The 9,258-nt window shown below is 36.2% G+C and carries 8 protein-coding genes, 1 tRNA gene and 1 pseudogene; 5 read left to right on the top strand and 5 right to left on the bottom strand.

Translation table 11 applies throughout. The features are described 5' to 3' along the window. Together BBH99_RS04775 and BBH99_RS04770 are read right to left on the bottom strand one after the other, a co-directional pair. Positions 1–760, bottom strand: a 760-nt coding sequence (locus tag BBH99_RS04775; protein WP_066692684.1) for a helix-turn-helix transcriptional regulator, incomplete at its 3' end; no start/stop codon positions are given. Positions 761–783: 23 nt separating this feature from the next. Then, the gene (locus BBH99_RS04770; protein WP_066692682.1) at positions 784–1,119 is read right to left on the bottom strand and encodes a HopJ type III effector protein; all 336 of its coding nucleotides are present in this window, start codon (positions 1,117–1,119) and stop codon (positions 784–786) included. 745 nt (positions 1,120–1,864) lie between these two features. Here BBH99_RS04770 and BBH99_RS23020 point away from each other — a divergent pair. The 3 genes from BBH99_RS23020 to BBH99_RS04755 all read left to right on the top strand — a co-directional run bounded on the left by BBH99_RS23020 (position 1,865) and on the right by BBH99_RS04755 (position 4,845). Then, the gene (locus BBH99_RS23020) at positions 1,865–2,665 is read left to right on the top strand and encodes an RtcB family protein (protein ID WP_378113674.1); all 801 of its coding nucleotides are present in this window, start codon (positions 1,865–1,867) and stop codon (positions 2,663–2,665) included. Positions 2,666–2,788: 123 nt separating this feature from the next. Further along, positions 2,789–2,896, top strand: a tRNA-OTHER gene (locus BBH99_RS22280). Positions 2,897–3,090: 194 nt separating this feature from the next. Then, positions 3,091–4,845, top strand: coding sequence for a lipocalin/fatty acid-binding family protein (locus BBH99_RS04755; RefSeq protein WP_066692675.1), 1,755 nt, complete (start codon positions 3,091–3,093; stop codon positions 4,843–4,845). 117 nt (positions 4,846–4,962) lie between these two features. Here the strand turns inward: BBH99_RS04755 and cobC are convergent, their stop codons facing one another. From cobC to cobT, 3 genes are read right to left on the bottom strand one after another with little or no spacing between them, the layout of a single operon-like run. After that, entirely contained in the window at positions 4,963–5,517 is a 555-nt protein-coding gene (gene cobC, locus BBH99_RS04750) for an alpha-ribazole phosphatase family protein (RefSeq protein ID WP_066692672.1), read from the bottom strand. Next, positions 5,502–6,284 carry an adenosylcobinamide-GDP ribazoletransferase gene (locus BBH99_RS04745; protein ID WP_083188747.1) on the bottom strand — a complete coding sequence of 261 codons (783 nt, stop codon included), beginning with the start codon at positions 6,282–6,284 and terminating at the stop codon, positions 5,502–5,504. The genes cobC and BBH99_RS04745 overlap by 16 nt, the downstream gene beginning before the upstream one ends. Continuing rightward, positions 6,285–7,469 carry a nicotinate-nucleotide--dimethylbenzimidazole phosphoribosyltransferase gene (gene cobT, locus BBH99_RS04740; RefSeq protein ID WP_083188746.1) on the bottom strand — a complete coding sequence of 395 codons (1,185 nt, stop codon included), beginning with the start codon at positions 7,467–7,469 and terminating at the stop codon, positions 6,285–6,287. Positions 7,470–7,546: 77 nt separating this feature from the next. Here cobT and BBH99_RS04735 point away from each other — a divergent pair, with 77 nt between their 5' ends. Both BBH99_RS04735 and BBH99_RS04730 read left to right on the top strand, forming a co-directional pair. Beyond that, complete coding sequence (locus BBH99_RS04735; RefSeq protein WP_066692665.1) at positions 7,547–8,299, top strand: nucleotidyltransferase domain-containing protein; 753 nt, start codon at positions 7,547–7,549, stop codon at positions 8,297–8,299. A gap of 108 nt (positions 8,300–8,407) precedes the next feature. Further along, positions 8,408–9,258, top strand: a pseudogene (locus tag BBH99_RS04730) (PHP domain-containing protein); the annotation flags it as partial.

The following is a 9,258-nucleotide window of genomic DNA, read 5'->3' as shown; positions in this document are numbered from 1 at the left end:
CTACATTTCGGGGAACCATTGATTCTGCAACAGTAACCCCTACAATATCTTTAAAATATTCATCTCCATCCAGATTTTTATCAATATAGGAGGATTTTTCATCCACTTCAATACTTTCCATCCTATCCAGGGCAAGGTTATACATTTTCTGCTTGTAAAGACAGATCAGAAACCAACGGTTGTTGTATTCCTTCAGCAGCTGCGGATGAACCGTATAAACACTGGATTCTCTTGCTGTAAAGCTTTTGTATAAAATCTTCAGTACTTTTTTATTAAGTACGCTTTCATACAGGACATCAATATGTTCCAATCCTTTCAGCTGCTCATTTTTATCCAAATGAATGATTGATTTCTGGCTGGTAGAATGAATAGAATCTTCCAGTTTCTGAATCACACCGTTCATTTCTTTGAACATGGAAAAGTCTTTAAACTGCTTTAAGATCTGTACAGCATTATTCATCGCTTTCAGATCGCTTTCGTTCACAGAAATATTATGAATACTATATTCCGGATCGCTGTACCGGTAGTATTTCTTTTCATACACTTCAATAGGAGCTTCATACCCAAACTTTTCACTCCGCATATTCTGAAGATCCAGCTGAATGGTTCTTTTGCTTACATAAGATTCCTTCCCTTCAAACTCAAACAAAGCTTCGGAACATTCATCAATAAGATCTTCCAGTGTGTATTTCCGGTATTTATTCTTGAGGCACTTATCTAATGTCTTATAACGGATCAGAGCATTTTTATTAGATGACATGGTGATTATTTTTGTCTTAAAACCTATTTTTCTCTCAATGGATTTCCTTCAAAGATTAGTCCGTCCCATCCGAATTCCATGAAGTTTCTGATATTCTGATGATCTGCTCCATTAGGGTTTTTAAGCACATCTTCCCTATAAAACTCTCCGAAAAGCGGAAGGGTTTCTTCTTTGGTTAATCCATGATAAGATGCAAAACCAAATATTTTACATGAGCCATTGTTCTGCCCTTCTTCATTTCTTGTATTTCCATTTCTGAATGCTGTAGGGGTAAAATCATAATTTGCATCTATATAAGCAATCACATCATTGAATTGAACGGTTTCAGGAAAATGTTTTAATTGTTCTAATAAAATCATAGTTGTAAGTTTAATTTCTCTTGATATAAGGTCAAAACACTCATTTCCAAACGGGTGAAATGCCCTTTTTTATTTTTTTTGTAAAAATAATCAAAAAATTTTTATCTGCGCAAAACTATTGCGCAATAACGTTATTACTTTGCATCATCAAAATGAAATAACAATGGAATTTAACGGAAATCACTTAATCGAATTGGGATATAGACCAGCTAAATGGTTTAAAGATGCCATTACTTATATCAATGAAAATCATCTGGATGAAATTCAGATCAAAGAATATCTGGAACAGTTCAAACAACCTGAACTTATTCCACTTCATGAAACCGCTCCTGAGTTTATCATTAACATCAGAGCTGAACATGAAAATGAAACCGATAATGTAGAAAAAGTAATCAGAACGATGAAAAAGCTGATGAAAACGCCTACTCTAACTGCCGGAGCTTTAATGCCTGATGCCTGCCCTACAGGTCCTGAAGGTCAGATCCCGGTTGGAGGTGTGGTTGTGGCCCAAAATGCCATTCACCCAGGATTCCATAGTGCAGATATCTGTTGTTCTGTAATGCTGACTGATTTCGGAAAGGTTAACCCTAAAGATATTCTGGATGCTGCTCATTCTGTGACGCATTTCGGATACGGAGGAAGACCAAGAGGGGAACAGATGCCTATGTCTCAGGAATTGATGGATGCTTTCAGAGAAAATGAATTCTTAAATGATGAAAAACTGATTAGTATTGCCCGTTCTCATATGGGAACACAGGGAGACGGAAATCATTTCCTTTTCGTTGGAGTTTCTAAAAATACAGGAAATACAATGCTAGTGACTCACCACGGTTCCAGAGCTCCGGGTGCAGCCCTATATGATAAAGGAATGAAAGTAGCGAACCGTTTCAGACAGGATATTTCCCCTGAAACGTTAAGAGAAAATGCATGGATTCCTTATGATACAGATGAAGGAAAAGCTTATTGGGAAGCGCTTCAGCTTATCAGAACATGGACAAAAGAAAACCATACTTCTATTCATGATGCGGTTTTAAATAAACTGGAAATTGAAAAAGAAAACAGATATTGGAATGAACATAATTTTGTTTTCAAAGATGGTGATCTGTTTTATCATGCTAAGGGAGCTACTCCGTTGGATGATAAGTTTATGCCTGATATTACCGGACCAAGACTGATTCCACTGAATATGGCTGAACCGGTGTTGATTGTTCAGGGAAAAACGAATGAGAGAAATCTTGGTTTTGCCCCACATGGAGCAGGAAGAAATTTCAGTAGAAGCCAGCATAAAAAATCTTTAGCTCATAAAACCACTGAAGAGATCTTCAATGAGGAAACTGCGGGATTGGATATCAGATTCTATTCCAATGAAATTGATATTTCTGAGCTGCCAAGCGCTTATAAAAGTGCAGCGAATGTAAGAGCACAGATTGAGGAATACGGACTTTGTGAAGTACTGGATGAAGTGATGCCTTACGGATGTATTATGGCCGGTGATGTTCAGAAAAATGCACCATGGAAGAAAAAGAAGAAATATAGAAAAGCATAATTTTTAATAGTAAGCCTTACAGGTTTTGACCATCAGTAATGTTTACAAAACAACCAAAACTAATAACCAAACCTTATGGGTGTAAAAGCCTGTACGGTTCATGAAAACTTTTTTCATACGGCAGGGGCAGTAGCTCAGATGGTAGAGCAACAAAATTACTTTTCGCTACAGGCAAATAAAGTTCCTATGAATCCCAATTGTGTGTCACAGGTTCGAGCCCTGTCTGCTCCTCAACATAATTTCAGGCAAAGAAAGTTCCTATAAGTTAGAAATACTTTCCGCCTTTTCACCAATCATAAGGCAAAGGGAGTTCCTATATATTTGGTATTTACTCCCCGCTTTATAAAACTATAGGTAAAAGGAGTTCCTATAACACTTCACTTTTAATGAACCTACTCCTCACTTATTTTTTTAAAATTAAAACAATGAAAACATTACAATTATTCAATGCTGTATTAGCCAAAGAATCAAATGCAAAACCATTTATTTCTGATAACGGTTTTATTATTGAACCTCATGCAGTTTGGGCTAAAAAAGAAATCATTTCCTACTATTCAAAAGAAAAACTGAATGGAAATGATTTGAATAAAACATTCCATAAATCCTGGAAAAAAATAAAGGATACTTCCAGATTTGATTTGTTTCTTGAGCAGATTCAACATTATATTTCAACCTATGGAAGTGATTTCCAGAGTGAGATCTATATTCCTAAAGAAGTATTGAATGTTCCTGATACAAAGCTGGTCTTTAAAGTCATAAAAGCTTACACCGTAGAAGAAATGAAGGAAAAATGCCTTTCTCTTCTTCAATCCGGAATCGCTTTGAAAGAAGAAACGATTGATGATTTGCTGTATATTCTGCATACGGAACTGGAATATGATTTTACAGGAAAAGAAAATATCAGAAATAAGGAAGCCATTATAAAAATAGCGGATCGATACGATATTTACCCTGAAAATCCTGTTGAATTTTTCCGTTACGTAATCTATAAGACCACCCAAACAACGCTATTAATCAAAAATGATGAATTGATTGATTTAATCAAGCAAAGTAAGTTCAATCCAACGTATTTGTTTGAAAGTTTTGGTATGGAAAAACTGGCAGAAATTTTCAACAGATTTAAACCGTTATTCCTTGCTTATAAGAACAGAGCTCCGAAAGCCATTAATAAAATTTCGAAGCTGTCTAAAGTCAATCATAAGCCATTAGTTTCAAATCCACTAAACAATGCTACCAATACCTTGCTGGAAAACAGTGATTGGCATTGGCTGGAAAATGCGACACCGTTTGCATTATTTAAAGCACTGTCAGCGTGTTATTCAAGAATGTATGGCCAGGATACTTTTGTCTACAGAGTCAGAAATGGAAAATCGTGGGTTAAAAAAGGGAAGGAAACTGATGTAAATCAATTCAATTATGAGTTCATTTTAGATTTTCTAAAGCTGAAATATGAACATATTTCCGGAAAGAAATTCTATTTCCCTGAGAATATAGAATTTGCCCTTCCAACTTCTGAAAAAATGTTTGTTGGAAATATTCCTACCGGAACCCGTTTTTACGGTGATAGATTAGCCGTTGGTATCTATTGGGAAGATAAATGGGGTGCCCGTGACCTGGATCTTTCAGGATTGAGTATCGCAGGAAAAATAGGTTGGAATGCCGCTTATAATCATGCTAACGGACAATTGATGTATTCCGGAGATATGACTTCTGCTCCTAACGGTGCCGTTGAATATCTTTATGCCAATAAAGGCCTGAGTACTCCAACACTTGTGATGAACAATGTTTTCAGTGGAGATGCCAACTGTGGATATAAAATCGTCATCGGTAAAGGAGACAATATTTCCTATGATTATATGATGAATCCTAACCAACTCTTTGCAGAAGCCAGATGTAATTCTGTGCAGAAGCAAATGATCCTGGGAATGCTGCTGCCAAAAAACGAAAAGCAATGTTTCGTACTGTTGAATTTCGGAGCGGGTCATTCTCATGTTTCAGGAAATACGGAAGTATCTATGATGGCCACAAATGCATTGTATCAGCAATGGTATGAAGCAATGTCCTTCAATGAGCTTATCAAAGAGCTGGGAGCTGAGATTACGACAGAAAAAGCGGAAGCTGATTTTGATTTCTCTCTGGAAAGCCTGGAAAAAGATAGCTTTATTAAGGTCTTTAAATAAAAATGCGCTGTTCAAAAATTTTGAATGGCGTTTTTGCTTTTAGCAGATGATCTTATTTTAGATTTTTATTCTCGCAGATTTTGCAGATAACGCAGATTTATAAAAAATAAAGATTATTTATTCATTTACTTTTTTAATGGAAAAATACTCCCCGTTAGCTTCAATGATTACTTTCTTTCCATAATCAATCTGGATGCTGAACATATTTTCTAAAGGAAACTGTAGCACAGATTGTAGAATAAGACGAATTACACCCGCATGGGTAATAATCAGAACTTTTTCAACGTCTTTTTTAATAATCAGTTCATTCCAGAAGCTGAGGACTCGGGTTTGCATTGCAAGGAGATTTTCTCCGCCTGAAGCTTTAACATTAATAAAATCTTCGTACCACGGATTAATTTCTTTTGCAGGAATTTCTGTCCATTTTTTTAGCTCCCAGTTTCCGAAGTTCATTTCCCGGAGTCTTTCATCAATTGAATAATTCAACTTAAAATATTCTGCCAGAAGACGACAACGCTGTGCAGGGCTTGAAATCACTAAATCAAAATCATGATCCAGTTCTAATCGGTCAAAATCTTCCAGATACTCTTTTCGTAAGGGCATCTCAGCAAATCCATAACACAGATTTTCCGGATTATCTATGGCGGTATGACGAATCAGATGAACTTCCATACAATCATTGTTCCTAAATAAAATAACACTTCAGTCACCTGCTGTACAGCTCCCAGACAGTCTCCGGTATAACCGCCAATATGCTTTTTAAAATACCAGCCCATACAGATTTTTCCTAAATAGGCTAATGCAAAAGCCAATACTAATCTCCAATCAGGAATTAAAGCAAAAGAAAGTAAAACACTGATCGACCCAACCAGTAAAGCCACTCCATCCAAAGGTTTATTCGCCAAAGGTTTTGATTTGCTTACGTCAATATCCGTTACATACTGATGCGTATAGATCATGGTTCCTGAAATAAAACGGCTTGAAGTGTGTGCCAGGATAATAATTCCCAAAGTCTTTATCAGATCAACAGCTCCCAGAGCCTGAATACTGAAGAATTTTAGGGCAAACAATAAAATAATCCCGATGGTTCCATAAGCACCTACTCTACTGTCTTTCATAATGGTAAGGATCTTCTCTTTTCCATATCCGCCACCGAAACTGTCGCACATATCTGTAAAACCATCCTCGTGAAACGCTCCAGTCAGAAGCACGCTGCTAATCATCATCAGAACAATTCCTATTTCCAGGTTAAAAAGTTGAGTAGAAAGATATAAAATCCCGGCATTAATCAACCCTACCAACAATCCAATCCATGCAAAATATTTCTGGGATTTATTCATGATCTCACTGGAATACGGGATGGTAAACGGAACTGGAATTCTGGTGAAAAACATCAGTGCCGTTGCAAAGTAGATCAGTTCATTCTTTATCGCTTTCATTTATTCTTTGTTTGAAACATGAGCATCTTCAAAACTGGACATTTCATTCAGGAAATTTACAGCACTTTGAATAAGTGGGTAAGCCAATGCACAGCCTGTTCCTTCTCCTAACCTTAAATTAAGGTTCAGTAAAGCTTTCTGTCCCAATAATTCAAGAAGCTGAAGGTGGGCATTCTCATCACTTACATGGCAGAATATACAGTTTTTCAGGATTTCAGGATTCTTTTTCCATGCGGTGGTTATGGCAACAGTGGCAATGAATCCGTCTACCATAATCAGCATATTCTGACGGAAAGCTTCTTCCATCGCCCCAATCATCTGGGCAATTTCCAATCCGCCCAAAGTCTGTGCAATTTCGTCCGGAGTTCTGATATCCGGATATTTTTCTATTGCTGATGATAAAATATTGATCTTGTTCTGAAGCTGATCATCATTCAAACCTGTTCCACGTCCGATACAGCTTACGACAGGAAGGTCAAACAATTTACTCATCATGAGAGAAGAAGCAGAAGTATTCCCGATTCCCATTTCACCAAATCCAATGATGTTACAGCCAGTTTTAGCGATCTCAGCCACCACCGAACTTCCATTTTGTAAAGCCTGCTGATATTCTTCAGAAGTCATCGCCGGTTCATCCAGAATATTACGACTGGATTTTCTAACTTTCTTGTCTATTAAATCTAACCCTTCCGGAAAATCAAAACTCACCCCCGCGTCCACAATTTTAATATTGATTCCGTGCTGCCTGCAGAATACATTGATGGCCGCTCCGCCGCCTAAGAAATTCATCACCATCTGATAGGTTACTTCCTGAGGATAGGCACTTACTCCAGCCTTTGCAATCCCATGATCAGCAGCAAAAACCACCATATGAGGATTTGAAAGCTGTGGAGAAGTGGTATTTTGAACCATTCCTATTTTGTGGGCAAGATGCTCCAGATGTCCTAATGCACCTAAAGGTTTTGTTTTAAAATCAATTTTATGCTGTAGTTCGGTTGTCAACATGGTTGTAAAAGTAGTTATGTTAAATAGAGAAAGTGCAATATTAGTGAAATAAGGGGTATTGTGGGTAATGTTTGTGCTATGGATTGAGGATAGATAGAGAAAATAGATAATAGACGAAGAGATGAGAGACAGATAGCCTGAAAAGGAATATCGGATCCAAGATTGAAAGTTTGATAACATTTAACCTTAAACTTTAAACTACTGCGCAATAACACTACGTACTACCTTCTTTACTTTGCATTATAAAATTGAAAACAATGACACCAAAAATAGTAGAAAAGATAAAAGAAGTGGAAGCTGCACGAGATATAAAAGTACTTCTTGCCGTTGAATCTGGCAGCAGAGCCTGGGGCTTTGCCTCTCCGGACAGCGATTATGACATACGTTTTATATACCGTCATGAAAAAGACTGGTATCTTTCACCTTGGGACAAGGATGAAACGATAGAATTTATGACCGAAGATGATCTGGATGGTTCCGGATGGGATCTCCGAAAGACTTTTCATCTCTTACTGAAATCGAATGCCGCTTTACTGAGCTGGTTCTACTCTCCTATCGTTTATAAGGAAAATGCAAAGTTTGTAGAGCTTTTCAGGCCATTAGCTGATACCTGTTTTTCGCCGGTAGCCGTTTCCTATCACTATTTAAGCATGAGCAAAAAATACCTGGAAGCCTGCAGAGCTGATGAAGTGAAACTAAAAAGCTATTTTTATTGTCTGAGAACTGCATTAACCGGAAAATGGATCATAGAAAAAGAAACAGTTCCGCCAGTATTGTTTAGTGAACTGCTTGTTTTAGTGGATGATGAAACCAGAACAAAAATAGAAGATCTTATAACCTTAAAAGCCACCAAAGGAGAAGCTTATTATCATCCAAATGATTGGGAATTGTTTGAGTTTTTGGAGAAAACCATAGCTTATAATGAGGAAAAATCGAAGGGTTTGAAAAGTGGAAAGGTGGATAAAGCTGAGATGGAGAGGGTTTTTAGGGAGATATTGGAGAAATGTTAAGGATTACGGGAAACCGTAGTTTTTTCTTTATTGATTGAAATATATTTGTTGATTGAGAAAGACTGCTCAATTAAAGGAAAAGTAATATATTAGAAAAAACTAAAAGCTATGACAATTAACAGAGGTTCTGAGTGGAGAAAATGGGATTTACATATTCATACACCTGCATCGTATGACTATAAAGACAAATCTGTCACAAATTCAGAAATTATAGATGAGTTAAAAAAAAATGACATCTCTGCTGTTGTGATTACTGACCATCACATCATTGATACAGAAAGAATTACTGAACTGCAGAAGCTCGGTTCAGAAAAAAATATAAGTATATTTCCAGGAATAGAATTCCTTTCTGATTCAAGAGGAGAGGTACCAATACACTTTATAGCCATCTTTAGTGAAGATTGCAATTTAGACTTTATTTGGAAACAAATTGAAAGTAGAACTAATATTTCAAGGATTCAAGGAGAGGGAAAGGCGCATAATGAAGTCTATTGTAATATACTTGAAACAGCTAATTTAATTAAAGGACTAGGAGGAATTCTAACAATTCATGCTGGAAAAAAAACAAATGGAATTGAAAATATCACTAATAGTTTACCACATGGTATAGCTCAAAAAGAAGACATTGCTAAAGCAATTGATATTTTTGAAATGGGTAAAGAATCTGATTGTGAAGGATATCAAAAGCATGTAATTCCACATTTAATTACAAAAATTCAAAAACATATTCCTTTAATAATATGTTCTGATAATCATAAAATTAAAGAATATATTGTTAAACAAAATTTATGGATTAAAGCACAATCAACATTTGAAGGATTAAAACAAATTATTTATGAACCAGTAGAAAGAGTTAAAATTCAAAAAGATGAACCTGATTCTACTAAATTAGATCAATTAATTATTGATCAGGTAAAATTCTGTAGTTCTATCAAACATTTCTGGAGAAATAAAGATGA

This window comes from Chryseobacterium contaminans (genome assembly GCF_001684955.1).
Lineage (GTDB): Bacteria > Bacteroidota > Bacteroidia > Flavobacteriales > Weeksellaceae > Chryseobacterium > Chryseobacterium contaminans.
This window is presented reverse-complemented; position numbering and strand designations above follow the sequence as displayed.

What these genes read in the sequence shown, in the direction of transcription:
- BBH99_RS23020 (WP_378113674.1), top strand. Translation starts at nt 1,865, where the DNA reads ATGGGAACACAGGGAGACGGAAATCATTTCCTTTTCGTTGGAGTTTCT.
- cobC (WP_066692672.1), bottom strand. Translation starts at nt 5,517, where the DNA reads ATGGAAGTTCATCTGATTCGTCATACCGCCATAGATAATCCGGAAAAT.
- BBH99_RS04755 (WP_066692675.1), top strand. Translation starts at nt 3,091, where the DNA reads ATGAAAACATTACAATTATTCAATGCTGTATTAGCCAAAGAATCAAAT.
- BBH99_RS04735 (WP_066692665.1), top strand. Translation starts at nt 7,547, where the DNA reads ATGACACCAAAAATAGTAGAAAAGATAAAAGAAGTGGAAGCTGCACGA.
- cobT (WP_083188746.1), bottom strand. Translation starts at nt 7,469, where the DNA reads ATGTTATCAAACTTTCAATCTTGGATCCGATATTCCTTTTCAGGCTAT.
- BBH99_RS04745 (WP_083188747.1), bottom strand. Translation starts at nt 6,284, where the DNA reads ATGAAAGCGATAAAGAATGAACTGATCTACTTTGCAACGGCACTGATG.
- BBH99_RS04770 (WP_066692682.1), bottom strand. Translation starts at nt 1,119, where the DNA reads ATGATTTTATTAGAACAATTAAAACATTTTCCTGAAACCGTTCAATTC.